Raw genomic sequence first — 25,010 nt, forward strand, 5'->3', positions numbered from 1 at the left:
GTCCGGCGGGAGAATCCGGCCCTCCGGCAGCTGCGCGACCTCCACTTCCACCACGCGGACAAGGACGAAGTGATCGCGTACTCGAAGCGGAGCGGCTCGAACACGGTTCTGGTGGTCGTGAACCTCGATCCGCACCACACCCAGGAGGCCACGGTCTCGTTGGACATGCCGCAACTCGGCCTGGACTGGCACGAGTCGGTGCCGGTGCGCGACGAGCTCACCGGCGAGACCTACCACTGGGGCAGGACGAACTACGTGCGTCTCGAACCGGGCACGCGCCCCGCGCACATCCTCACCGTCCTGCGACCGTCCACCCCGCAGATCGGAGGGTCACCCACAACATGATCGTCAACGAGCCCGTCCACGACACCTTCGAGGACACCCCGGCCAAGGACCGTGACCCGGACTGGTTCAAGCGGGCGGTGTTCTACGAGGTCCTCGTCCGCTCCTTCCAGGACAGCAACGGCGACGGCGTCGGCGACCTGAAGGGCCTGACCGCCAAACTCGACTACCTGCAGTGGCTGGGCGTGGACTGCCTGTGGCTGCCGCCCTTCTTCAAATCGCCGCTCAGGGACGGCGGCTACGACGTCTCGGACTACACCGCCGTGCTGCCGGAGTTCGGTGACCTCGCCGACTTCGTGGAGTTCGTCGACGCCGCCCACCACCGCGGCATGCGCGTGATCATCGACTTCGTCATGAACCACACCAGCGACCAGCACCCGTGGTTCCAGGAGTCCCGCAAGGACCCCGACGGCCCCTACGGCGACTACTACGTGTGGGCCGACGACGACAAGCAGTTCCAGGACGCGCGGATCATCTTCGTCGACACCGAGGCCTCCAACTGGACCTTCGACCCGGTGCGCAAGCAGTACTACTGGCACCGCTTCTTCTCCCACCAGCCGGACCTCAACTACGAGAACCCGGCGGTCCAGGAGGAGATGATCTCCGCGCTGCGGTTCTGGCTGGACCTGGGCATCGACGGCTTCCGCCTCGACGCCGTGCCGTACCTGTACCAGCAGGAAGGCACCAACTGCGAAAACCTTCCGGCAACCCATGAGTTCCTCAAGCGGGTCCGCAAGGAGATCGACGCGTCCTACCCGGACACGGTGATTCTGGCCGAGGCCAACCAGTGGCCGGAGGACGTCGTCGACTACTTCGGCGACTACGAGTCCGGCGGCGACGAGTGCCACATGGCCTTCCACTTCCCGGTCATGCCCCGCATCTTCATGGCGGTGCGCCGCGAGTCCCGCTACCCGGTCTCGGAGATCCTCGCCAAGACGCCGGCGATCCCGCAGAACTGCCAGTGGGGCATCTTCCTGCGCAACCACGACGAGCTCACCCTCGAAATGGTCACCGACGAGGAACGCGACTACATGTGGGCCGAGTACGCCAAGGACCCGCGGATGCGCGCCAACATCGGCATCCGGCGCCGGCTCGCCCCGCTCCTCGACAACGACCGCAACCAGATCGAGCTCTTCACCGCTCTCCTGCTGTCCCTGCCCGGCTCGCCGATCCTCTACTACGGCGACGAGATCGGCATGGGCGACAACATCTGGCTCGGCGACCGGGACGCGGTCCGCACCCCCATGCAGTGGACACCGGACCGTAACGCAGGCTTTTCCTCCAGTGACCCCGGGCGGCTCTATCTGCCGACCATCATGGACCCGGTCTACGGCTACCAGGTCACCAACGTCGAGGCGTCCATGGCGTCGCCCTCCTCGTTGCTGCACTGGACCCGCCGGATGATCGAGATCCGCAAGCAGAACGCCGCCTTCGGCCTCGGCTCCTACACCGAGCTGCCGTCGTCGAACCCGGCGGTGATCGCGTTCCTGAGGGAGTACGAGGACGACCTGGTCCTGTGCGTGCACAACTTCTCCCGGTTCGCGCAGCCGACGGAACTGGATCTGAGCACCTTCAACGGACGGCATCCGGTCGAGCTGTTCGGCGGGGTGCGGTTCCCGGCCATCGGTGATCTGCCGTACTTGCTGACCCTCGGCGGGCACGGGTTCTACTGGTTCCGGCTCCGCAAGGACGCCGCGTAACCGACGAGGACCCGGGTGGGGCGGTTTCCACCGCCCCACCCGGGGCACGCATCAGTAACACCCCGACCAGCCAGCCCGGGGAAAGGACGCCACGCCATGTCGGAAGCCGTCACCAGCACCGCCACGACAAGTCCAGGCCTCCTCGCCTCACTGGATCCCCTCCTGCGCGAGTGGCTGCCGCGGCAGCGCTGGTTCGCGGGCAAGGGGCGCCCGGTCAGCGGGTTCTCGCTGGTGGAGGCCACCGAGCTGCTGCCGCCCACCGCCAAGCTCGGCCTGTACCACCTGCTGGTGCGCGCCCACCAGCCCCTCACCGTGGGGGCCCCGCCGCACCCCGGGGACTGCTACCAGCTCCTGATAGGCGTGCGCGAGGCGCTGCCGCCCCGGCTGGCGCCCGCGCTGATCGGCCATGTCGAGGAGGGCCCGCTCACCGGGCGTACCGCGTACGACGCCCTCCACGACCCGCTGCCCGCCGAACTGCTCCTGGAGGCGATCCGCTCCGGGAGCCGGATCGGCGGGCTGCGTTTCGAGCGGGACCCGCACCAGGAGATCCGGGAGGGCCTGGTGGCCCGGGTGATGACCGCCGAGCAGTCGAACTCGTCGATCGTCTACGGAGATACGTTCATCCTGAAACTCCTGCGCCGGGTGCTGCCCGGCGTCAACCCCGACCTGGAGCTGCCGCTGGCGCTGGCCCGCGAGGGCTGCCCCCGGGTGCCCGCGCCCACGGGGTGGCTGCGGGCGGAGCTGGAGGGAGAGCCGTACACCCTCGGAGTGCTCCAGCCCTTCGTGCAGGGTGCTTCGGACGGCTGGGAGCTGGCCCTGCGGGAACTCGCCAAGGGCGAGGACTTCAGCGCCGAGGCGCACGCGCTCGGGCGGGCCACCGCCGAGGTGCACACCGCGCTCGCCCGAGCGCTGCCGACCGTGACGCTGGGCCACCAGCAGCTGCAACTGCTGGTCGACGGCATGATCGAGCGGCTGGAGGCGGCCGTCCAGGCGGTCCCCGCGCTACGGCCGTACGCGCCGGGTCTGCGCTCCGCGTTCACCGCGCTGGGTGATCTCGCCTCCGAGGGCCGCACCTGGACCGCGCAGCGCATCCACGGCGATCTCCACCTCGGCCAGTGTCTGCGCTCGGCCGCCGGGCACTGGTCGCTGATCGACTTCGAGGGCGAGCCGTCCAAGCCGCTCTCCGAACGCCGGCTGCCGCAGCCCACCGCCCGGGACGTCGCCGGGATGCTGCGCTCCTTCGACTACGCGGCGCACTCGACCGACCTGCCCGTGCCGGGCTGGGCCGAGGCGTGCCGGGCGGCGTACTGTTCCGGCTACGCCGAGGTCAGTGGCGTGGACCCGCGGACCGATCCGGTGCTGCTGCGCGCGTACGAGACCGACAAGGCGATCTACGAAGTCGTCTACGAGGCCCGGCACCGCCCGGACTGGCTGCAGGTGCCGATGGCCGCGGTCGCGCGGTACGCGACAACCGACCCGATCTGACCGACCCGACTCCCGCCGAGGAGGCTCCACCTGTGACTCCGCCCACCCCCAGCGGTTCGGACCCGAAGAAGACTGCGAAGAAGAAGGTCGCGGAGAAGGCAGTGACCAAGAAGGCCTCGGCGAAGAAGGCGGAGCCGGCGGCCAGGAAGGCGCCCGCGAAGAAGGCCGGCGCCGGGAAGACGGCTGTCGGCGCGGCGGCGGACACGGCCCGTGCCGTCAAGGCCGTCGCCGAGAAGGCCGGCGCCGAAGCGGCCGACGCCGTCAAGGCCGTCGCCAAGGGGGGCGGCGGCGAGAAGGCTGTCACGAAGAAGCCCGTGGCGAAGAAGACCGGTGCCGGGAAGGCCGTGGCCAAGAAGGCACTGGTCAAGGAGGCGGCCGTCGACAAGCCTGTCGTGAAGAAGGCCGCCGCGAAGAAGGCCGCTGTGAAGAAAGCCGCCGTGAAGAAAGCCCCTGCCGAGAAGGCCCCGGCGAAGAAGGTGACCGCCAGGAGGACCGCCGCGACGAAGGCGGCCGGCGAGCACGCGGCGGTGGAGCCGGTGGCCCCCGCCCCCGTTCCGCCGCCGGAGACACCGGTCTCCCCCGCCATGGACGCCGGCGACCGGGACCGGCTGCTCTCCGGCACCCACCACGATCCGCACGGGGTGCTGGGCGCGCACCCGGTCCCGGGCGGGGTGGCCTTCCGGGTGTTCCGTCCCTACGCCCTGGGCGTCACCGTCGTGGCCGGGGACGTGCGGGCCGAGCTGCAGGACGACGGCGACGGCTTCTTCTCCGGCCTGCTGCCGCTGCGGGAGATCCCCGCCTACCGGCTGCTCGTCACGTACGAGGAGTCGGTCCAGGACACCGAGGACGCGTACGCCTTCCTGCCCGCGCTCGGCGACCTCGACCTGCATCTGATCGGCGAGGGCCGGCACGAGCAGCTGTGGACGGCGCTGGGCGCGCAGCCCATGACCCACCAGGGGTCGGCGGGGACACGCTTCACGGTGTGGGCGCCGAACGCGCGCGGGGTGCGGGTGGCCGGCACCTTCAACTTCTGGGATCCCTCGGCGTTCGCGATGCGCTCGCTCGGCTCCACCGGCGTCTGGGAGCTGTTCGTGCCCGGTGTCGGCGAGGGCGAGCTGTACAAGTTCGAGATCACCCGCCCGGACGGTTCCAAGACCCTGCGCGCCGACCCGCTGGCCCGCCGCACGGAGGTCCCGCCCGCCACCTCCTCGATCATCCACGCCTCGCACCACGAGTGGCAGGACGGGGAGTGGCTGGCGAACCGGGCGGCCGGAGCGCCGGCCCACGAGGCACCGTTCTCGGTCTACGAGATCCATCTCCCGTCCTGGCGGCCCGGCCTGACGTACCGTCAACTGGCCGAGCAACTGCCGGCCTACGTCAAGGACCTGGGCTTCACCCACGTCGAGCTGATGCCGGTCGCCGAGCACCCCTTCGGCGGCTCCTGGGGCTACCAGGTCACCGGCTTCTACGCGCCCACGGCCCGCCTGGGCACCCCGGACGACTTCAAGTACCTCGTCGACGCGCTCCACCAGGCCGGGATCGGCGTACTCATGGACTGGGTGCCGGCCCACTTCCCGCGCGACGACTGGGCGCTCGCCGAGTTCGACGGCCGCACCCTGTACGAACACGAGGACCCGCTGCGCGCGGCCCACCCCGACTGGGGCACGCTGGAGTTCGACTACGGACGCCGGGAGGTGCGCAACTTCCTGGTCGCCAACGCCGTGTACTGGTGCGAGGAGTTCCACATCGACGGCCTGCGGGTCGACGCGGTCGCCTCGATGCTCTACCTCGACTACTCGCGCGAGCCGGGCCAGTGGATCCCCAATGTGCACGGCGGCCGGGAGAACCTGGACGCGGTGGACTTCCTCCAGGAGATGAACGCGACGGTCTACCGGCGGGTGCCGGGTGTGGTGACGATCGCGGAGGAGTCCACGGCCTGGGACGGCGTGACGCGCGCGACGCATCACATGGGCCCGGGCGGCTTCGGCGGTCTCGGCTTCGGCCTGAAGTGGAACATGGGCTGGATGCACGACTCGCTGGACTACATGGCCCACGAGCCGGTGCACCGCAAGTACCACCACCACGAGATGACGTTCTCGATGGTCTACGCGTACAGCGAGAACTACGTCCTGCCGATCTCCCACGACGAGGTCGTCCACGGCAAACGCTCACTGGTCTCGAAGATGCCGGGCGACTGGTGGCAGCAGCGCGCCAATCTCCGCGCCTACCTGGCCTTCATGTGGGCCCACCCCGGCAAGCAACTCCTCTTCATGGGACAGGAGTTCGCGCAGGGCGCCGAGTGGTCCGAGGCCCACGGCCCCGACTGGTGGCTGCTCGACCCGGCGTACGGCGCGGAGGCCGACCACCGGGGCGTGCGTGACCTGGTCCGCGACCTGAACGTCGTGTACGGCCACACCCCGGCCCTGTGGCAGCGCGACACGGACCCCTCGGGCTTCCAGTGGATCGTGGGCGACGCCTCGGAGGACAACGTCTTCGCCTTCCTGAGGTACGACGCGGAGGGCATCCCCCTGCTGTCGGTCTCCAACCTCGCCCCGGTGGTGCGCCCCGGCTACCGTCTGGGCGCCCCGGACGACGTCCCGGCCTGGCTGGAGTCCCTGAACACGGACGCCGCCCGGTACGGCGGCGGCGACGTGACCAACCCGGAGATCGTGAAACCGGACCCGCAGAGCTGGCACGGCCGCCCGGCCAGCCTCCAGGTGACGCTGCCGCCCCTGGCCACGGTGTGGCTGCGCCCGGCCTGAGCCGCGGTCTCAGTCGGCCGACTCTCCGACGAGGACCTCTCCCGCCCGCTCGCCCCGCGCCGGGCGGGCGGAGAACCCGGCGTTCTCCAGGACAGCGATGACCGCGGTGTTCATCGCGTCCCGCGCGACCCGGAACTCGCGCACCTGAGGGTCGCTCAGGAGGGCGTCCCGGGACACGGTCCTGAGGTGTTCCTGCAGGACCGGATGGACCCGCCACCGGAGGAAGGCCCGGGGAGGCAACTGCTCGTCGTCGGCGATCTCCACGTAGACACCCCAGGAGAGGGCGGCGTCGAAGGTCGAGGCGACAGGCAGGCCCGCTCGGGCCAGCGTGGTCTTCACCTTGTCCGCAAAAATGTCGTGCCGGATCAACGTCCCCTCGCCTTCCCGAGCATGTCCTAGAGCTCCTGACCTCGGCTGCCGGTCGATGAGGTGCGCCGGTCCCGGGTCCTTGTCCGCCCAGGGTACGGACCACGTGACCTGCCGGCCCTCCGCCATGTGCCCATGACAGTCACGACTTGACGCTCCCCGGGTCCGCTGTGTCGGCCAGGGCCTTCGGCAGCCGGCCCGTGTGCAGCACGCCCAGCCGCTGGGTCGCCCGGGTCAGCGCCACGTACAGGTCGCTCGTGCCGTAGAGGGCCGGCTCGACCACGAGCACGGAGTCGAATTCGAGCCCCTTGGACTGCCGGGGGTCGAGGAGCACGACGGTGTGCGTCAGGTCCGGTTCCGCGCCCGCCGTCACCCCGTCGAGGCGGGCGGCGAGCCGGCGGTGCAGATGGCGGGGGGCGATGACCGCGAGCCGGCCCTCGGCGGGGGTGAGCTCCTTCACCGCCTCCGCGACCGCGCCGGGCAGGTCGTCGGTGGCCCGCACCCAGGGCCGTACCCCGGTCGACCGCACCGAGCTCGGCGGTTCGAAGCCGGGGTCCTCGGCGCGCACCACGGCCGCCGCGAGCTCCATGATCTCGGCCGGGGTGCGGTAGTTGACGCCCAGCCGCGCGTGCTCCCAGCGGTCCTGGACGTACGGCTCCAGGATCTGCTGCCACGAACCCACGCCCGCCGCCTCCGCGGTCTGCGCCGGGTCGCCGACCAGGGTCATCGAGCGGGTCGGGCTGCGCCGCATGAGCAACCGCCAGGCCATGGGCGACAGTTCCTGCGCCTCGTCGACGATGATGTGGCCGAAGGCCCAGGTGCGGTCGGCCGCCGCGCGCTCGGCGGCGCTGCGGTGGTCGTCCTCCACCTGGCGTTCGGCGAACCGCTCGGCGTCGATGATGTCGTGCGCGGACAGGACCTCGGAGTCCTCCTCGTCCTTGTCGTCGAACTCGTAGGTGCGCGAGGCGTACGACACGTCCAGCACACCCTGTGCGTACGCGACCTGGGTCTCCCGCTCCCGCTCGGCCCGGGCCCGCGCCACCCGCTCGTCCACACCGAGGAGTTCGGCCGCCTCGTCGAGCAGCGGCACGTCCGCCACCGTCCAGCCCCGGGTCACCGGGCGGCGGACGGCGGCCGCGTCCTCGTCGGGGAGGTAGCCGACGGGGTCGGCGAGGAAGTCGGCGACCAGCCGCTGCGGGGTCAGGCGCGGCCACAACTGGTCGATGGCGGCCCAGACCTCGGGGTTCTCGGCGAGTTCGTCGCGGATCTGCGTGATGTCGCTCGGGTCCAGCAGGTTCGTCCCGTCGAAGGGGTCCGTGCCGATGCGTTCGGCGACCATGTCGGTGAGCGTGTTGAGGATGTGGCCCTCGAAGTGCTCACGGGCCACGTTGTGCGGCAGCCGGGCGGCACGCGTCTTCTCGCGGGCGACCTTGACCAGCCCGTCGTCGAGCATGAGGACCTCGCGGTCGTGCTCGATCGCGATCACCGGGTCGGGCAGCGCCTGCCAGTCGCGTACGACGTCGGCCAGCACGTCCGCCATGGCGGCGCGTCCCTTCACCGCGGCAGCGGCGCGGCTGTCGGTCGCCGTCGCCCGCACCCCGGGGAAGAGCTCCCCGACGGTCGCGAGGAGCACGCCGGTCTCGCCCAGTGCGGGCAGCACCTCTCCGATGTAACCGAGGAACGCGGGGTTGGGGCCGACGATCAGCACGGCCCGCTTGGCCAGCAGCTCCCGGTGCTCGTACAGGAGGTACGCGGCCCGGTGCAGGGCGACGGCCGTCTTGCCGGTGCCCGGGCCGCCCTCGACCACCAGTACTCCGCGGTGCGGGGCGCGGATGATCTCGTCCTGCTCTGCCTGGATGGTCTGCACGATGTCGCTCATACGACCGGTGCGCGCGGAGTCGAGCGCGGCGAGCAGGACGGCGTCGCCGGTCGGGTCCTCGTGGCCGGTGCGTTCCTGGTCGCCCAGGTCGAGGATCTCGTCGTGCAGGTCGGTCACCCGGCGGCCCTCGGTGCCGATGTGCCGACGGCGGCGCAGGCCCATCGGGGTGTGGCCGGTGGCCAGGTAGAAGGGGCGGGCGACGTCGGCCCGCCAGTCGACGAGGATCGGGGTGCGGTCGGCGTCGTCGGTGCGCAGTCCGATCCGGCCGATGTGATGAGTGGTGCCCGAGGTCAGGTCGATCCGGCCGAAACAGAGGGAACCGTCGACCGCGTTCAGCGCGGCCAGCAGCCCCGAGCGCTCGGCGACCAGGATGTCCCGCTCCAGCCGGGCCTGCATCGGGGTGTTGCCCTGGCCGAGCGCGTCCGTCACGGAGGCCTCGGTGTCGCCGCGCAGGGCGTCCACATGTGCGTACAGCCCGTCGATGAATTCCTGTTCCTGCCGCAATTCATCGTCCGGAAAACCGGTGTTTGACAATTCCACTCCCGCCCGGATATACTGTGCTCACTGAGCTTCTTTGCGACGTGTAATTCTGAAGTCGCGAACCATTGAATATACGCAAAGAAATCCCCCGAGCGCAATCGCTCGGGGGATTTCTTGTATTGCGCGGGCTCACAGGACGTCGGTCAGCTCCTCCAGCAGCCGCCGCTTGGCCCGCGCCCCCACCATCGACCGCACGGGCTCCCCGTCCCGGAACACCATGAAGGTCGGCATCGACAGCACCCGGTAGGCGTTCGTGGTCAGCGGATTGGTGTCGACGTCCAGCTGGACGACCTTGAGCCGCTCGCCCTCCTCCGCGGCGAGAGCCGTGAGCACCGGGCCCATCTGCCGGCACGGCGGACACCAGTCGGCGGTGAACTCCACCAGCACCGGCAGCTCCGAACCGAGCACCTCCGTCCCGAAGTCCGCGTCCGTCACCTCGGCCACACCCGCTGCTCTGATCACCTGTGGTCCCCTCCCAGTTCGCACACCGGCTCCGGACCGCCCGGAACCTCCGCGTCGGCGGCCAGCACGGCGCGCGCCCGCTCGGCCCGCTCCAGCTGCTGCCCGACCTGGGCGCGCACGGTCTGCAACTCACCGATCAGCGCGTCCAGTTCACCGAGCTTGCGCCGGTACACCGCGAGCGAGGCGGGACACGAGTCGCCCTCGGGATGGCCGGCCCGCAGACACTCCACGAACGGCCGCGTCTCCTCCAGGTCGAACCCGAAGTCCTGGAGCGTCCGGATCTGCCGGAGCAGCTTCAGGTCGTCCTCGTCGTAGGTCCGGTATCCGTTGCCCCCGCGCCGCGCGGGCAGCAGCCCCCGCGCCTCGTAGTAGCGCAGCGTCCGCGTCGTGGTCCCGGCCCGTGCGGCCAGCTCGCCGATTCGCATGCCTACGAACGTAATCCTTGACGCCGACGTCAAGGCAAGAGCGCCACCGAGCATGTGGTGGCCTCGGCGCTTCGGGGGGCTCCACCGGCTTCGGGCCACACCGGCTTCAGGGTCCAGGGTCCAGCCGTCACGGTCCACGCCCCCGTATTCCTCGATCCCATGACGGCGAGGGAAAACACCGGACCGCATCCGTTTCGCGGCCACCCGCCGCCTTTCCCTTGACGACTCGGTCGCGCCCGGAAACGCTCCCCCTCCCCCGTCACCGGGAAGCCGCGACCCCCGTCCACGGCTCCCCGGTGCGCTCGGCCCACTCCCGGGCCGCTTCCGGACGTCCGGTGAGCAGCAGGAGCAGCGAGGTGACGGGACCGCGGATCTCCTCCCCGGCCCCGCGCGTCCATGCGATGTCGGTGGCGACGAGCCGCGCCTTCGGCAGGGGCCAGGGGCGGGGCGGGAACCGCATGGTCCACACCCGGTCGGCGGCGTCCCGGGCGGCCACCGGTGGCACCGGGCGCGCACGGCCGAGGGCGAGCGCGATGTCCTGACCGTGGACGAGGAGGTCGAGGAGGGGTTCATGGGGCGAGGTGGTCGGCGCGAGGCGGCGGGAGCCGATGATCGAGCGCAGGCCGGCGACGATCTCGGTGACCGGAACATCGGCCTCGCGGACCGCCGAGTCGTGGATCATCCGGTTCCAGTTCCCCCGGGCACGGACCATCTCCCGTACGACCCGACCGCGGGAGAAGCGCGCCGCGACCGTCAGATGCGCGGCGACGTCCCTGACCCGCCAGTCCCCGCATCGCGTACGCGTCTCCCACTCCTGCGGGCTCAGGCCCTCCAGCAGGTCGGCCAGGCTCGCCCGCTCCTGGTCGACGAACCGCCAGAGCTCGTCGGTGTCCAGCACTGCGCTCACGGGAATCACCCACTCAAGTGGTAAGCTTCACTGACCAAAGTAGTCAGAGAATCTGACCAATGTCAAGCAGTACGAGGAGCGTCGACGATGGTGGCGGAGAGCGAGCTCAACACGGGGCTGCTCCTGTTCCTGCCGTACCGGGCCCTGGAGAATCGAATCTTCGCCGCGCTCGCGGACGCCGGCTTCGACGACTTCACGCCCGCCCAGGCCCGGGTCATGCAACGGATCGGCCCCGACGGCACGCGGCTGACGGAACTGGCCGAGCAGGCCCAGATCACCAAACAGACCGCGGGCTTCCTGGTCGACCAGCTGGAGAAGTCGGGCTATGTCACCCGTGTCCCGGACCCGACCGACAAGCGGGCCCGGCTGGTGCGGGGCGCCGCGAAGGCGTGGGCGGCGAAGGAGGTCGCCGACGGAGTGGTCGCCGAGGTGGAGCGGGAGTGGGAGGACCATCTCGGCAGGCGGCGCATGAAGCAGCTGCGGGAGGCACTGGCCCTGCTGCGGGAGATCACGGATCCGTGGGCCTAGGGTGTCTCTCCGCATCGCATCGGACACCGGGAGGGCATTCATGGCGACCCCGCCGTGGTGGGAAGAGCTCGTGGGCGTCAGCGAGGTCCTGGCGGACGCCGACCGCGCGGAGATCGAGAGCTGGCGCGGCCCCGACGCGCAGGACGCCTCGGACGAGCTTCCGCCCCTGACGGTACGGCTCGGCACGCTCGGACGCGTCTACGCCGAGGCCGGGGCGGGGCCCTTGTCGGAGCCCTTGGCGGAGCCCGGATTCAGTGAGGTGCAGACCCGGCAGCTCTTCCGGCTCCTGGAGGACGTCCTGGCGAACGGCCGCGACGAGGACAGGAACGCCGTGGCCACCGGCTTCTTCGAAGCCCTCCTCAGCGCCTGGGACAGGGGCTTCGACCTCCGCCCGGTCTGGCAGGCCCTCGGCCCGGCCTCCCGCGCCTACTGCCGTTCCTGGAACGGCTTCACGGGTGTCGGGAGCCCTGACTGGATGCGTTGAGCTCACGCAGTTCGCCGGCCTCCTCGACCTCCAGCAGCGACGCGCTCTGCCGTTCCTCCTCGAAGGCGCGGTGGCCGCCGCGCAGGCCGAACAGGCGCTTGGCCAGGAGGATGTAGAGGACGGCGAGGATGTTGAGGAGCAGTGTGGCGATCTTCAACCAGCTGATGTGCTCGGTGAGTTCGTAGATCTCCAGCGGGAGGAAGGCGGCGGTCGCGACCACCGTCAGGTACTCCGCCCAGCGCTTGGCGCACCAGAGGCCGACAGCCTCGACGAGCTCGATGAGGGCGTACGCCAGCAGCAGCACGGCCACCAGGACGAGGGTGCTGTGCTTGTACCCGAAGGTCTTCTGGAGGCTGTCGACGACCGGTGAGTGGTCGAGGTCGTAGTGGAAGTGCCTGAACACCGGCCGCAGGACGTCCAGGTACTCGTCGAAGAGCCGGCGCACCGCGTCCTGGCTGTTGCTGAACTTCCACACCGCCACGGCGGCCAGCACGATGAACACCCCGCGCACCGCCCGCTCGATCGCGAGGAAGCGCAGCACGAACAGGTCTCTGAGCACCTTGCCGCGCGGCACGAGGGGCGCGTGGTCCGCGGGCCCCGAACCGTGCGGCTCACCGAGGGCGAAGTCGCCGCAGCGCAGGCAGCGCCAGGCGCCGCCCAGGGCGGTCTCGGCGTACAGCCGGTCCCTGAGGCGGGGCTCGTCCGGCGCGTACGTCACATGGCCGCGGCGCGCACAGGTCCGCCGGTCCCAGTCGATCTTCATCCCCCGTGTGCCTCCGATGAAAGCGTGCCGTCCGGGAACGGCACGCTAGTGGGGCCGGGTAAGAGTTCGGTGAGTCCCCGGCCGACGATACGACGCCACCGACCAGGACCCCGCCAGGCCCGACACGACCACTCCAAGGCGAGCCGCCCGGCCTGCGCCTCCAGCCGGACCGCCCGCCGGGCGCCGACGGCCTTCCCCACCCGACCGGCGACCTGCCAGGCCTCGGAACCGCACTCCCCGAAGGTGCAGCCCGGCAACAGCACCGCGGCCGGGACCACGCCACACCATGCACGACCACTTCAACCAGTGACGCGCCGAAGGCGCCCGGGGTGCCGGTCGGGTGGGCCGCCGGCAGGGGGCGGGCCGGACAGCCCGAGGTCCTCGGTGCGGGCGGGGGCGCGACCGGTGTGCGGTTGCTCAGCGCCGTGCAATGGCACATGTTGCACAGCACCGTGCAAATCTGCCCGGGAGGGGCACAATGGCGCCCATGACCACGGGCCACTCCAGTCGCGCAGACGCCAACCGCCGCCGCATCCTCGACGTCGCACTCGCCGAACTGCTGCGCGACCCCGACGCGTCCATGGAGCAGATCGCGCGCGCCGCAGGTGTCGTACGACGGACCGTGTACGGCCACTTCCCGAGCCGTGAGGCGCTGATCGGCACGCTCGTCGACGGGGCCGTGGCGGCGGTCGCGGCCGCGCACGCGGCGGGACGCGCGGGGAGCGAGGACCTGGCGCAGGCCGTCGCGGGCTCCGTGCTCGCGGTCTGGAAGGTCGCCGACCGCTATCGCGTCCTGGTCGCGCTCGCCCAGCGCAGCGTCACCGTGCAGGGCATCCGCGAGCGGCTCGCCCCGGTGCGCGCGGCCTGCACCGAGCTGCTGCAGCGCGGTCTGGACGAGGGCGTCTTCGTCTCCCCGCTGCCCGCGCCCGCCCTGGCGTACGTCCACGAGCAGATGATGTTCGCGGTGATGGAGGCGGTGAACGACGGACTGCTGGACGCGGAGGAGGCGGGCCGCTCCACCGCGGTCACCGTTCTGACCGCGGCGGGCGTACCCGCCTCCCTGGCCACCGCACTGGTGGCGAAACTGAGCGACTGAACCTTGAGGGGAAAGGGGCCCGGGCGGCCGAGCTACGGGGGAGTACTCGGCCGCCCGGGGCGGGAGCCGGGCCCGGGTTCAGGTCGGGCCCGGCTCGGCTCTGCGGGGCCCTGAGGCCACCGGCGTCCGGCCGCTCAGGCCTTGGCCAGCTCCTTCTCGCCGCCCTGCTCGGGGATCTCCGCCGTAGCTTCCTCGTCGTGGTCGAGGAGCGTCTTCTCGTCGAAGGGCAGGTGACCGGCGAGCACCTGGTCGACGCGCTCGCGGTCGATCTCCTTGGTCCAGGTGCCGATCAGGACGGTGGCGACGGCGTTGCCCGCGAAGTTGGTGAGGGCGCGCGCCTCGCTCATGAAGCGGTCGATGCCGACGATCAGGCCGATGCCGTCCACCAGGGCGGGCTTGTGCGACTGGAGACCACCGGCCAGGGTCGCGAGACCGGCGCCGGTGACACCGGCGGCACCCTTCGAGGCGACGAACAGGAAGAGCAGCAGCGGGATCTGCTCACCGATCGACATCGGCGTACCCATCGCGTCGGCGATGAACAGCGAGGCCATGGTCATGTAGATCATGGTGCCGTCGAGGTTGAAGGAGTAGCCGGTCGGGACCGTGATGCCGACGACCGGCTTGCTGATGCCCAGGTGCTCCATCTTCGCGATGAGCCTCGGCAGCGCCGACTCGGAGGACGACGTCGACAGGATCAGCAGGAACTCACGGCCCAGGTACCTGAAGAGCGTGAGGATGTTCAGGCCCGCGATGATCCTCAGCAGGGTGCCGAGCACGATGATGACGAACAGGAAGCAGGTGATGTAGAACCCGACCATCAGGAGCGCGAGGTCCTTGAGCGCGTCCACACCCGCGGAACCGACCACGGCGGCCATGGCGCCGAAGGCACCGATCGGGGCGGCCCACATCACCATGGCGAGGATGCGGAAGACGAGCCGCTGGATGTGCTCGACACCGCGCAGGACGGGGGCTCCGGCCGGACCCATGGCCTGCAGCGCGAAGCCGGCGAGCAGGGCGATCAGCAGGGTCTGCAGCACCTCGCCCTCGGTGAAGGCGGAGACGAACGTGGTCGGGATGATGCCGAGCAGGAACTCGGTGGTGTCCTTGGCCTCCGCGTCCACCTGCGCGTGGCCGACGTCCTTGACCGCGTCGGTCACGGCGAGGCCCGTGCCCGGGTCCAGGATGTTGCCGACGACCAGGCCGATGCCCAGCGCGACCAGCGACATGATCGTGAAGTAGAGGAGCGCGATACCGCCGACGGCGCCGACCTTGGCGGCCTTCCGTACGGATCCGATACCGAGAACGATCGTGCAGAAGATGATCGGCGAGATCATCATCTTGATCAGGTTCACGAACCCGGTGCCGATGGGCTTGAGCTCCACGGCGAAGTCGGGGGCGACCAGGCCGACCGTGATACCGAGGGCGACCGCGACGATCACCGCGATGTAGAGGTAGTGCGTACGGTCCTTTTTGACCTGGGGTGCCGTATCGGGGGTGCTGGCGGCCACGGCTGCCCTCCTTTGACGTCGTCGTCGGCATGACCGGCGTGCGGCTCACGTCCGGGCTTTTGAAGGAATGCCGTGACTATCTCCCGCCCTGTGAGGGCGGTCACCCTTCCGTTCATTTAGTTCACAATCAGCCATGGAGGCAGACTGACATCATGCGCATCCCCGTACCGAGACCCCGGAGCCTCGCGGCCCAGCTCTTCGCCATGCAGGCCGTGCTGATCGCGGTGGTCGTGGCGGGGTACGCGCTGTTCACCTACGTCAGTGACCGGGGCCAGGCCGAGGAAGCGGCGCGCGTTCAGGCCAGGGCGGTGGCGCGGGCGGTCGCGGACTCGCCGTCCGTGCGGGAGGCGATCGGCACGCCGAAGCCGACGGTCGAACTCCAGCCGTACGCGCTCCGGGTCATGGCCGACACCGAGGTCGACTTCGTCACGATCATGAGCCCGCAGGGCATCCGCTGGACCCACCCCGACAAGGACCAGATCGGCAAGCACTTCCTCGGCAACACCGAGCGCGCGCTCAAGGGATATACCTTCACCGAGACCTACACCGGCACCCTCGGCGCCTCGGTCCGGGCGGTCACCCCGGTCAAGGACGACGACGGCAAGGTCATCGGCCTGGTCAGCGCCGGTATACAGGTCGAGAAGATCAGTGAACGGGTGCAGGGCCAGCTCACCGCCCTGCTCGCGGTCGCGGGCGGCGCTCTCGCGCTCGGCGCCGTCGGCACGTACGTCGTCAACGCCCGCCTGCGCCGCCACACCCACGGCATGAACGCGGCCGAGCTCAGCCGGATGCACGACTACCACCAGGCCGCCCTGCACGCGGTGCGCGAGGGGCTGCTGATGCTGGACGGGCAGTACCGTGTCGCGCTGATCAACGACGGTGGGCGGGAGTTGCTGGGTGTGTCCTCGCAGGACGAGGTGATCGGGCGGTCGGTGGCGGACCTCGGGCTGCCGGCGCCGCTGACGGGAGCGCTGCTCTCCTCGGAGCCGCGGGTCGACGAGGTCCATCTGACGTCCACGCGGGTCCTGGTCGTCAACACCTCCCCGGTCTCCGGCGGTGAGCAGCGCGGGACCGTGGTCACCCTCCGCGATGTGACCGAACTCCAGTCCCTGATGGGCGAGTTGGACTCCGAGCGCGGCTTCACCCAGGCTCTGCGCTCCCAGGCCCACGAGGCGGCGAACCGACTGCACACGGTCGTCTCCCTGATCGAACTGGGCCGTGCGGAACAGGCGGTGGACTTCGCGACCGCCGAACTGGAGCTGGCGCAGGCGCTGACCGACCAGGTCGTGGCGGCGGTCGGCGAGCCCGTGCTGGCCGCCCTGCTGCTGGGCAAGACCGCGCAGGCGAACGAGCGGGGCGTGGAGCTGGTCGTCTCGGAGGACAGCCGCCTGGACGACGGGCTGCTTCCGGAGACCCTGCCCGCCCGGGACCTGGTCACGATCCTCGGCAACCTCATCGACAACGCGGTGGACGCGGCGCAGGGCAGCGTGCGGGCGCGGGTGACCGTGACGGCGTACGCGGCAGCCGGCACGGCGGACTCGGCGGGCCGCGGGCTGGTCCTGCGGGTCTCGGACACCGGCGCGGGCGTCGACCCGGCGCACGCCGAGGCGGTCTTCCAGCGCGGCTTCTCGACCAAGCCTGCGGGGCCCGGCGGGCGCGGACTGGGCCTCGCACTCGTGCGCCAGACGGTCAACCGCTGCAAGGGAACACTGACCGTGACGGAGGCGGAGGGGGGCGGCGCCGAGTTCGAGGTACGACTGCCCCTCGGAAGCCAGGAGCTACGCCTCCCCGCCGGAAACCGGACCGACAGCCCCGGAAGTGCCACGGGCGCCGGGGAAGCGGAAGACCCCACGACCACCGGAAGCACCACAGGCCCCGGAGAAGCGGGGGCCTCGACGACCACCGGAAGCTCCGCTGACCCCGAGGGCGCGGAAGAGTCCACGACCACCGGAAGCACCACGGGCCCCGAGGAAGTGGGGGACTCCACGACTACCGGAAGCACCACGGTTCGCGGAGAAGCGGAAGACCCCACGACCACCGGAAGCACCACAGGCCCCGGAGAAGCGGGGGCCTCGACGACCACCGGAAGCACCGCTGACCCCGAGGGCGCTAAAGAGTTCACGCCCACCGGAAGCACCGCGGTCCCGGAAGCGGCGGAAGACTCCACGACCAGCGAAAGCGCCACGGTCCCGGAGGGCGCGGGAGGCCCCACGACCAGCGAAAGCTCCGCGGGTGCCGAGAGCGCGGGAGACCCCACGACCACCGAAGTCACCACGGGTCCCGGGGAAGCGGGAGACACCACGACCACCGGACCCACCACGGTCCCGGAGGGCCCGACGAGCCCGGCAGACCCCGCAGACCCGGCAGCCCCCGCAGGCACCGCAGCTCCCGCGGGCACCGCCGGCACCGCCGGCACCACGGCCCCGGAAAGCTCCACGAGCCCGGCATACTCTGCGACCGTCCCCGACGCCACGGTCCCGGGAGCCCCCTCGAACCGAGCAGGGTCCACGACCACCGACAGCACCACCGTCCCGAAACCCGCCAAGAACCGGAACGGCTCCCCGGCCGTCCGAAACGCCACGCCCCCGGATGGCCCCCCGACCCCCCTCGGCCCCCCGGTCCCCGACGGTGCCACGGTCCCCGGAGGCGATGTATGACCACGCAGCAGCCCATACGTGTCCTGGTCGTCGAGGACGATCCGGTCGCCGCCGACGCGCATGTCCTGTACGTCAACCGGGTCCCCGGCTTCACTGCCGTCGGCAAGGCCCACACCGGTGCCGAGGCACGGCGTCTGCTGGACCGCACCGCCGTCGACCTGCTCCTGCTGGATCTGCACCTGCCGGACGGGCACGGCCTCCAGCTGGCCCGTTCCCTGCGTGCCGCCGGGCATCAGGCGGACGTGATTGCGGTGACGTCGGCCCGGGATCTGACGGTCGTCCGCGAGGGCGTCTCGCTGGGGGTCGTGCAGTACGTGCTGAAGCCGTTCACCTTCGCCACCCTGCGCGACCGGCTGATCCGGTACGCGGAGTTCCACGCGTCGGCCGGTGAGGCGAGCGGTCAGGACGAGGTGGACCGCGCGCTGGCCACGCTCCGGGCGCCCGGCCCGGCCGCCCTGCCCAAGGGGCTCAGCTCGCCGACCCTGGAGCGGGTCACGGTGGCCCTGCGGGACTGCGCGGAGGGGCTCACGGCGACCGGCCTGGCCGAGGTGGTCGGCATCTCGCGGATCACCGCCCGCCGCTACCTGGAGCACCTGGTCGACGCCGGCCGGGCGGCACGCAGTCCGCAGTACGGGACGGTGGGCCGACCGGAGCTGCAGTACCGGTGGGTCAAGGGGCAGCAGTAGGCCCGGGCCCGCAACGGCCAAGCCGTGCACGCTCATTGACCTGACTAGACCACTCCTCCTACGGTCACCGGGCAACCACCCCGCGCCACAACGACGTGAGCCCGCAGGAGGTCATGCCCGTGCGCCCCACCGCCGCAAGGACCGCCTTACTCGCCACCGCCCTCGCCCTCACCGCATCCGCCCTCACCGCATGCGGCGGCGGTTCCGGCAGTGACCCGGACACCGTGAGGATCTCGTTCAAGCAGTCCACGGACAACTCGATCCATGTGATGGACGACTATCTCGCGGACATCAAGAAGCAGTTCGAGAAGGCGAACCCGGGCAAGAAGGTCGAGCTCGTCCCGATCAAGGCCCCGGACTCGGAGTACTACACCAAGCTCCAGCAGATGCTCCGCTCCGCGAAGACGGCGCCCGACCTGGTCTACGAGGACACCTTCCTCATCAACTCCGACATCACCAGCGGGTACTTGAAGCCGCTCGACGCCTATCTCGCCAAGTGGCCGGACTGGAACCGGTTCATCGACACCGCGAAGGCCGCGGCGAAGGCCGAGGACGGGAAGACGTACGGCGTCCCGGACGGCACGGACACCCGCGGGCTCTGGTTCGACAAGGGCATCTTCGCCAAGGCCGGCCTGCCCGCCGACTGGCAGCCGAAGACCTGGGACGAGGTCCTCGACGCCGCCCGCACCATCAAGCGCAGGGTCCCGGACGTCACGCCCCTCAACGTCTACACCGGCAAACCCGCGGGCGAGGCCGCCACCATGCAGGGCTTCGAGATGCTGCTCTACGGGACCGAGGACCGGCTCTACGACGACTCCGCCAAAAAGTGGATCGCCGGCAGCCAGGGCTTCGAGGACGCCCTCTCCTTCGTCGAGACGGTCTACCGGGAGAAGCTCGGCCCGGACGTCTCCACCGCCCTCGACCCCAACATCCAGACCATCGTCCGCGGCGACCTGCTGCCCAAGGGCAAGCTCGGCATCGACCTGGACGGCTCCTGGCTCCCGCAGGACTGGCTGCCCGGCAGCGGCCACGAATGGCCCGAGTGGTCCAGCGAGTTGGGGCTCGCGTACATGCCGACCCAGCACGGTCAGGCCCCCGGCAAGGTGAGCATGTCCGGCGGCTGGACCTGGGCGGTCCCGGCCAAGGCGGGCAACCCCGACCTCGCCTTCGAGTTCGTGAAGACCATGCAGACCAAGACCAACGCGCAGAAGTGGTACGTCGCCAACTCGGGTATCGCCGTACGCGAGGACGTGGCCGAGGACCCGGCGTACGCCAAGGCCCAGCCCGGCATCAAGTTCTTCACCGACCTGGTCGCGAGCACCCACTACCGGCCCGCGTACCCGGCGTATCCGAGGGTCTCCACCGCGATCCAGGAGGCGATGGAGGGCGTGACCACGGGTGACATGTCCGTCGAGGAGGCGGTCAAGGGGTACGACGCATCACTCAAGGAGGCCACGGACGACCAAGTGATCGAGAAGTGAACCCGCGCTCCCTCGCCCGCGCCCTCCCCGTCACTCCCGCGCTGGTCCTGCTGCTCCTGTTCCTCGCCGGCCCCATCGCCTACTGCGCCTGGATCGCCTTCACCGACCTGCAGTTGACCGGCCAGGCACAGTCGTCCTTCGTCGGCTTCGAGAACTTCCGTACGGCCTTCCGGGACGAGGAGTTCCTCAACGCGGTATGGCTGACGCTGGTGTTCACGGTCGTGTCCTCGCTGCTCGGGCAGAACACGCTGGGCCTGGCCCTCGCCTCGCTGATGCAGCGCGCCTCGAAACCCGTGCGCACACTCACGGGCGGCATCGTCATCACGGCGTGGGTGCTCCCCGAGGTCGTCGCGGGCTTTCTGCTCTACGCCTTCTTCCGCAAGGAGGGCACCCTGAACGCCCTGCTCGACCTGCTCCATCTCCCCTCCCAGAACTGGCTGTTCACGCTGCCGATCCTGGCGGTGTCCTTCGCGAACGTGTGGCGGGGCACGGCCTTCTCGATGCTGGTCTACACGGCGGCGCTGAACGAGATCCCGAAGGAGATCACGGAGGCCGCCGAGGTCGACGGAGCGGGCGGCTGGCGCCGGATGTGGCACATCACCCTGCCGATGCTCCGGCGGTCCATCGGTACCAACCTGATGCTCAACACCCTGCAGACGCTGTCGGTGTTCGGGCTGATCTGGGTGATGACCAGGGGCGGTCCGGGCGACAGGAGCCAGACGCTGCCCCTGTTCATGTACGAACAGGCCTTCCAGAACAGCATGATCGGCTACGGCACGGCGGTGGCCCTGCTGCTGCTCCTGGTCGGCTCGCTGTTCTCGGTGGTCTACATGCGCCTGCTGCGGACGGAGGTCTGAGGCCGTGTCCGACCGCCGCCGCAACCGCCGACTGGCCGCCGACGCGGGCCTGTCGGTGCTCGCCGCCGCCTTCCTGCTGCCGCTCGCCTGGGTGGTCCTGTCCGCGCTGGACCCGCACGCCGACCTCAGGGTGAAGGTCCCCGACGGGATCACCCTGCACAACTTCGACGCGATCCTGACCGACGAGATCACCTTCACCCCGCTGCTCAACAGCCTGATCCTGTGCGGCGGGGCGACCCTGCTGACGGTGGTCTGCGCGGCCCTCGCGGCCTATCCGCTGTCCCGCTTCCGCTCGCGCCTCAACCGGCCGTTCCTGCTGTCGATCCTCTTCGCGACGAGTCTGCCCATCACGGCGATCATGGTTCCGGTCTACGCCCTCTTCGTGCAGGTCGACCTGATCGACACCCTCCAGGGCACGATCCTGTTCTTCGCCGCCTCCCAACTCCCCTTCTCCATCTGGCTGATGAAGAACTTCATGGACGGAGTACCGAAGGAACTGGAGGAGGCGGCCTGGACGGACGGCGCGGGTTCCCTCCAGTCTCTCGTCCGGATCGTGCTGCCCCTCATGGGCCCCGGAGTCGCGGTCGTGACCGTCTTCTCCTTCGTCATGATGTGGGGCAACTTCTTCGTCCCGTTCATGCTCCTGCTCACCCCGGACCAGATGCCGGCGTCCGTCAGCATCAACGAGTTCTTCGGCAACCGCGGAATGGTGGCCTACGGCCAGCTCGCCGCGTTCTCGATCGTCTACTCGACCCCGGTGATCCTGCTGTACGTGCTGGTGGCACGGCGGTTGCGGGGAGGCTTCGCACTGGGCGGGGCGGTCAAGGGATGACGTGCCCGTGACGGCCAAGGCCTGATCACCAATCCCACCCCGCACAGCCCGCCGTGATCCCGCCCGCCGCGGTCGCCGGCCCGGTGCCGACGACCGCGCCGAGGATCTGCGCCGCCCCGATCCAGCCGCCAACCGCGCCCCGCTGAAGCCGTGGCACCCGGCCCGGCACGGCCGCCGCGACCGCCGCGAAGGCCGCGTTCAGGGTCAGCTGGACCAGACACCAGCCGAGCCCACCACCTCAGCCACACCGCCGCCCGTGTCCCGGCACACCCCCACACACCAGCCTCGACACAGCCCACGGCCTCACACAGCCCCGCTTCGCGCCCACCGCGCCCGAGTCCGGCACACCCCTACACACCAGCCCCGGCACAGCCCACCCCGGGCCGACCCTGAGTACGGGCGCACGCCCACACACCAGCCTCGACACAGCCCGCCCCGGGCACACCGCGCCCAAGTTCCCCCACACGCCCAACCACCAGCCCCGGCGCAGCCCACGACCCCGCACAGCCCGACCCCCGACCGGTCCCGAGCACGGGCGCACGCCCACACGTCAGCCCCCAACACCCCCCGCAGCCCCGCTCCGCCCTGGCCATGGGCGCGTTCCGCGGCGCGGGCCGGCTGTCGGTGTCGGTGTCGGTGTCGGCCGGGTTCTCCGGGGTGCGGCCCCGTCGCCGAGCCGCCCAACCGGCAGGTCAAGGTCAAAGCCAGGGCCCCGGACACAGTGCGCCGTCACTCCTCGGGCAGCACCCCGGGACGGAACGGTTCCACCCCCACCACCCTGCGCACCCGTACCGGCTCGATCAGAAGCATCACCCGCCGCTCCCCCGCGAGCAGCCACGGGTACCGGTCCTCGCCGATGTACTTCCGGGTGAGCCGGTCCATGGAGCGCTCCGCCTCCTCGCCCTCCACGAACCGCACCACCCGGCCCCGGATCTCGACCCGGTCGTAGGGGTTCTCGGGGTCGTGGTGGGAGAGGGAAACGTTCGGATTGCGCCGCAGGTTTTCCTCCTTCACACGTCCGATCGCGGTGTTGACCATCACGTACTCACCTTCGAGGTCCGCCCACATGGGCGAGACCTGCGGCGCGCCGTCCGGACCGACCGTCGCGAGGTGCCAGAAGTTCGGCGCCAGCAGGCGCTCGCGAATATGCCCCTCTACCTTGCCATTCACTTCGTACACGAAGATCGCACCTCTTTCCGGCCACCCGTCCGGGCACCCGGCGCCATCCTCGCCACCGTGTCCGCGCCACCGACAGACGATCTTCGGACAGCCCGAACCCACGAGCGAAACCGTAGCTTCCTACAATCCGTGATCCTGGCCGAACAGACCGTAGTCACCGCACTCCGGCGCCCCTAGCTTGTGGGCCGTGCGCCGACCCCCCGCCCTGCCGAACCAGCCCGGACCGCCCTTCGACAACCTCACCGCCCGCAGACTCCGTGTCGCTCTCGGCATGGGTCCCGAGCACGTGGCCTACGGGCTGCGCGTCTCGTACGGGCTCCCCTACGTCACCCCGGATCTCGTGCTCGCCTGGGAGCGCGGGATCGTCTGCCCCACCAGTCCGGAACTCACCGCTCTCTCGGGCGTGTTGTGGTGCTCCCCCGGTGAACTCATCGGCCGCCCCCGCACCCTGCGCGAACACCGGGTCGCGCGGGGCATCGCCCCCGAGGACGTGGCCCGTGCCGTGGGGCTGGAACTGCTCGCCTACCTCGGCATGGAGGAGCAGGACGAGTGGCGCGGCACCGACCGCCAGTCCGCCGCCCTGGCCGAGCTGCTGGAGCTGGACCTGCCGGACTTCGTCGCCGTCACCGGACGCGAGAGACGGCTCGCCGAATGCCTGCGCGGCGCGGTCAGCACCCGCTGGCAGGCCTACGTCCGCCAGGTGGCGAAGATCGTGCCCCTGGACCGGCGCCTGGTGGAGGAGACCCTGATGGATCTGCACCGGCAGTACCAGGGGCAGATGGTGTCCACCCTGAGCTGGGGCGGGGGCGGCGAACGCTCCGGCGAGGCCGGCCAGGAGTTCCTGGACGAGATCGTGGCGCGGTTCTGGGACGCGGTGGAGGGACGGCCGTAGGACCGCCCTCCGGGTCTAGAAGACCGACTCCGCCTCGTCCATCCGGTCCTTCGGGACCGTCTTGAGCTCGGTGACCGCCTCCGCGAGCGGCACCATCACGATGTCGGTGCCCTTGAGCGCGGTCATCCTGCCGAACTCGCCCCGGTGCGCGGCCTCCACCGCGTGCCAGCCGAAGCGGGTGGCGAGGACCCGGTCGTAGGCGGTGGGGACACCACCGCGCTGGACGTGACCGAGGATGACCGGCTTGGCCTCCTTGCCGAGCCGGCGCTCCAGCTCGTACGCCAGGGCGGTGCCGATGCCCTGGAAGCGCTCGTGGCCGAACTTGTCGATCTCGCCCGTGCCGTAGTCCATGCTGCCCTCGGCCGGGTGGGCGCCCTCGGCGACGCAGACCACCGCGAACTTCTTGCCGCGGGCGAAGCGCTCCTCGACCATCTTGACCAGGTCGGCCGGGTCGAAGGGGCGCTCGGGCAGGCAGATGCCGTGGGCGCCGGCGGCCATGCCGGACTCCAGGGCGATCCAGCCCGCGTGCCGGCCCATGACCTCGACGACCATCACGCGCTGGTGGGACTCGGCGGTGGTCTTGAGGCGGTCCATGGCCTCGGTGGCGACACCGACCGCGGTGTCGAAGCCGAAGGTGCGGTCGGTGGAGGAGATGTCGTTGTCGATCGTCTTGGGGACGCCGACGACCGGGAGACCGGCGTCGTACAGCATGCGCGCGGCCGTGAGGGTGCCCTCGCCGCCGATCGGGATCAGCGCGTCGATGCCGAACTCGTGGATCATGTCGGAGGCGCTCTCGCACGCCTCGCGCAGCCGGTCCCGCTCCAGGCGGGAGGAGCCGAGGATGGTGCCGCCGCGGGCCAGGATTCCGCTGACGCTGTCCAGGTCGAGGGCGCGGTAGCGGCCGTCCAGGAGGCCGGAGTAGCCGTCCTCGAAGCCGATGACCTCGTCGCCGTAGTTGTCGACCGCGCGGTGCACGACCGACCGGATCACGGCGTTCAGGCCGGGGCAGTCGCCGCCTGCGGTGAGAACTCCGATGCGCATCGTGCTGTGTCTCCTGCTCGCTGTTGATACCGGTGAGCCTGTCCCGATTCTTTCACGTCCCGCAGAGCACCGTCGCATCCCGTGCTGACGGGCGCCTTATAGACCGACCGGGGTACTGTCAAGAGGGTTTCCGCTCAC

General features: G+C 70.5%; 21 protein-coding genes and 2 pseudogenes. 13 read left to right on the forward strand and 10 right to left on the reverse strand.

Going from position 1 to position 25,010, the window contains the following annotated elements; all coding sequences use genetic code 11:
- The 4 genes from AQI94_RS07335 to glgB form a co-directional block, all read left to right on the forward strand.
- Positions 1–345, forward strand: a 345-nt coding sequence (locus AQI94_RS07335) for an alpha-glucosidase C-terminal domain-containing protein (protein ID WP_225890162.1), incomplete at its 5' end; no start/stop codon positions are given.
- Positions 342–2,042 carry a maltose alpha-D-glucosyltransferase gene (gene treS, locus AQI94_RS07340; protein ID WP_062229646.1) on the forward strand — a complete coding sequence of 567 codons (1,701 nt, stop codon included), beginning with the start codon at positions 342–344 and terminating at the stop codon, positions 2,040–2,042. The genes AQI94_RS07335 and treS, both read left to right, overlap by 4 nt.
- A gap of 96 nt (positions 2,043–2,138) precedes the next feature.
- Entirely contained in the window at positions 2,139–3,527 is a 1,389-nt protein-coding gene (locus AQI94_RS07345) for a maltokinase N-terminal cap-like domain-containing protein (protein ID WP_031059828.1), read from the forward strand.
- A 32-nt stretch (positions 3,528–3,559) separates the two neighbouring features.
- Positions 3,560–6,289, forward strand: coding sequence for a 1,4-alpha-glucan branching enzyme (gene glgB / locus AQI94_RS07350; RefSeq protein WP_078902987.1), 2,730 nt, complete (start codon positions 3,560–3,562; stop codon positions 6,287–6,289).
- Between the two features lie 9 nt (positions 6,290–6,298).
- Here the strand turns inward: glgB and AQI94_RS07355 are convergent, their stop codons facing one another.
- From AQI94_RS07355 to AQI94_RS07375, 5 genes are all read right to left on the reverse strand, one after another.
- The gene (locus AQI94_RS07355; RefSeq protein WP_031059823.1) at positions 6,299–6,658 is read right to left on the reverse strand and encodes a hypothetical protein; all 360 of its coding nucleotides are present in this window, start codon (positions 6,656–6,658) and stop codon (positions 6,299–6,301) included.
- Positions 6,659–6,797: 139 nt separating this feature from the next.
- Positions 6,798–9,086 carry a HelD family protein gene (locus AQI94_RS07360; protein ID WP_078902986.1) on the reverse strand — a complete coding sequence of 763 codons (2,289 nt, stop codon included), beginning with the start codon at positions 9,084–9,086 and terminating at the stop codon, positions 6,798–6,800.
- 117 nt (positions 9,087–9,203) lie between these two features.
- Positions 9,204–9,536, reverse strand: a complete 333-nt coding sequence (locus AQI94_RS07365) for a thioredoxin family protein (protein ID WP_318658104.1) — start codon at positions 9,534–9,536, stop codon at positions 9,204–9,206.
- Positions 9,533–9,961 carry a MerR family transcriptional regulator gene (locus AQI94_RS07370; RefSeq protein WP_031059813.1) on the reverse strand — a complete coding sequence of 143 codons (429 nt, stop codon included), beginning with the start codon at positions 9,959–9,961 and terminating at the stop codon, positions 9,533–9,535. The genes AQI94_RS07365 and AQI94_RS07370 overlap by 4 nt, the downstream gene beginning before the upstream one ends.
- 259 nt (positions 9,962–10,220) lie before the next feature.
- Positions 10,221–10,859: a maleylpyruvate isomerase family mycothiol-dependent enzyme gene (locus AQI94_RS07375; protein ID WP_078902985.1), complete on the reverse strand. Its 639-nt coding sequence runs from the start codon at positions 10,857–10,859 to the stop codon at positions 10,221–10,223.
- 96 nt (positions 10,860–10,955) lie between these two features.
- Here AQI94_RS07375 and AQI94_RS07380 point away from each other — a divergent pair, with 96 nt between their 5' ends.
- Both AQI94_RS07380 and AQI94_RS07385 read left to right on the forward strand, forming a co-directional pair.
- Positions 10,956–11,396, forward strand: coding sequence for a MarR family winged helix-turn-helix transcriptional regulator (locus tag AQI94_RS07380; protein ID WP_031059807.1), 441 nt, complete (start codon positions 10,956–10,958; stop codon positions 11,394–11,396).
- Positions 11,397–11,436: 40 nt separating this feature from the next.
- Complete coding sequence (locus tag AQI94_RS07385) at positions 11,437–11,880, forward strand: DUF7674 family protein (RefSeq protein WP_031059804.1); 444 nt, start codon at positions 11,437–11,439, stop codon at positions 11,878–11,880.
- Here the strand turns inward: AQI94_RS07385 and AQI94_RS07390 are convergent.
- Positions 11,846–12,643 (reverse strand): DUF2127 domain-containing protein, encoded by a 798-nt coding sequence (locus tag AQI94_RS07390; protein WP_037945335.1) that lies wholly within the window; start codon positions 12,641–12,643, stop codon positions 11,846–11,848. The two genes, AQI94_RS07385 and AQI94_RS07390, sit on opposite strands and share 35 nt — an antisense overlap.
- Before the next feature lie 487 nt (positions 12,644–13,130).
- Here AQI94_RS07390 and AQI94_RS07395 point away from each other — a divergent pair, with 487 nt between their 5' ends.
- A complete protein-coding gene (locus AQI94_RS07395) occupies positions 13,131–13,739 on the forward strand; it encodes a TetR/AcrR family transcriptional regulator (protein WP_031059798.1) in 609 nt (202 codons plus the stop codon).
- A 134-nt stretch (positions 13,740–13,873) separates the two neighbouring features.
- On the opposite strand, the gene AQI94_RS07400 is transcribed toward AQI94_RS07395, so the two are convergent.
- Positions 13,874–15,247 carry a cation:dicarboxylate symporter family transporter gene (locus AQI94_RS07400; RefSeq protein ID WP_031059795.1) on the reverse strand — a complete coding sequence of 458 codons (1,374 nt, stop codon included), beginning with the start codon at positions 15,245–15,247 and terminating at the stop codon, positions 13,874–13,876.
- A gap of 152 nt (positions 15,248–15,399) precedes the next feature.
- Here AQI94_RS07400 and AQI94_RS07405 point away from each other — a divergent pair.
- The 5 genes and pseudogenes from AQI94_RS07405 to AQI94_RS07425 form a co-directional block, all read left to right on the forward strand.
- Positions 15,400–17,017 (forward strand): annotated as a pseudogene (locus AQI94_RS07405) (sensor histidine kinase); the annotation flags it as partial.
- Between the two features lie 883 nt (positions 17,018–17,900).
- Positions 17,901–18,590 carry a response regulator gene (locus AQI94_RS07410; RefSeq protein ID WP_031059789.1) on the forward strand — a complete coding sequence of 230 codons (690 nt, stop codon included), beginning with the start codon at positions 17,901–17,903 and terminating at the stop codon, positions 18,588–18,590.
- A 113-nt stretch (positions 18,591–18,703) separates the two neighbouring features.
- Positions 18,704–20,071 carry an extracellular solute-binding protein gene (locus AQI94_RS07415; RefSeq protein ID WP_031059787.1) on the forward strand — a complete coding sequence of 456 codons (1,368 nt, stop codon included), beginning with the start codon at positions 18,704–18,706 and terminating at the stop codon, positions 20,069–20,071.
- Positions 20,068–20,928, forward strand: a complete 861-nt coding sequence (locus tag AQI94_RS07420; RefSeq protein ID WP_031059785.1) for a carbohydrate ABC transporter permease — start codon at positions 20,068–20,070, stop codon at positions 20,926–20,928. Before AQI94_RS07415 ends, AQI94_RS07420 begins: the two co-directional genes overlap by 4 nt.
- Positions 20,929–20,932: 4 nt before the next feature.
- Complete coding sequence (locus tag AQI94_RS07425) at positions 20,933–21,760, forward strand: carbohydrate ABC transporter permease (protein WP_031059783.1); 828 nt, start codon at positions 20,933–20,935, stop codon at positions 21,758–21,760.
- Positions 21,761–21,800: 40 nt separating this feature from the next.
- Here AQI94_RS07425 and AQI94_RS45505 read toward each other — a convergent pair.
- Together AQI94_RS45505 and AQI94_RS07430 are read right to left on the reverse strand one after the other, a co-directional pair.
- Positions 21,801–21,986: pseudogene (locus AQI94_RS45505) on the reverse strand (MFS transporter); the annotation flags it as partial.
- Between the two features lie 503 nt (positions 21,987–22,489).
- Positions 22,490–22,939, reverse strand: coding sequence for a PPOX class F420-dependent oxidoreductase (locus AQI94_RS07430; protein ID WP_199814403.1), 450 nt, complete (start codon positions 22,937–22,939; stop codon positions 22,490–22,492).
- Between the two features lie 187 nt (positions 22,940–23,126).
- On the opposite strand from AQI94_RS07430, the gene AQI94_RS07435 reads away from it, so the two are divergent.
- Positions 23,127–23,831, forward strand: coding sequence for a helix-turn-helix domain-containing protein (locus AQI94_RS07435; protein ID WP_107064350.1), 705 nt, complete (start codon positions 23,127–23,129; stop codon positions 23,829–23,831).
- A 15-nt stretch (positions 23,832–23,846) separates the two neighbouring features.
- Here the strand turns inward: AQI94_RS07435 and AQI94_RS07440 are convergent, their stop codons facing one another.
- Entirely contained in the window at positions 23,847–24,872 is a 1,026-nt protein-coding gene (locus AQI94_RS07440; protein WP_031059201.1) for an ATP-dependent 6-phosphofructokinase, read from the reverse strand.
- Positions 24,873–25,010: the final 138 nt, after the last annotated feature.

Origin of the sequence: Streptomyces pseudovenezuelae (assembly GCF_001513955.1) — a bacterium.
Classification (GTDB): domain Bacteria; phylum Actinomycetota; class Actinomycetes; order Streptomycetales; family Streptomycetaceae; genus Streptomyces; species Streptomyces pseudovenezuelae.